We start from the raw sequence: 223 nt of genomic DNA, 5'->3' as shown, positions 1-223 counted from the left end.
GTCTTAAATAAGGAGAACCTCTTTTAGATAGTTTCGCTGAATTAATTGCATTAAATTCTCCAGATTGTTTAACTGAAACATCAAGACCTGCATAAGCAACTAATTGACTAGTTTTTTCAAATCGAGATATATCTCCTATTTCAGCAATAATAGAAGCTCCTAAAACAGAACCAATTCCTGTAATAGTTGTAATAATAGGGTTTATATCATTAAGAAGATATTC

The 223-nt window shown here is 30.0% G+C and carries 1 protein-coding gene; it reads right to left on the bottom strand.

Annotation, left to right across the window (positions count from 1 at the left end):
• On the bottom strand, positions 1-223 hold a 223-nt coding region (locus ACK2WN_RS12480), incomplete at both ends, for an IS110 family transposase (protein WP_416155712.1).

Origin of the sequence: Peptacetobacter sp. AB800, assembly GCF_047807365.1 — a bacterium.
Taxonomy (GTDB): Bacteria; Bacillota; Clostridia; order Peptostreptococcales; family Peptostreptococcaceae; genus Peptacetobacter.
Note: the sequence above shows the minus strand (reverse complement) of the source record. Positions and strands in the feature narration are given on the sequence as shown.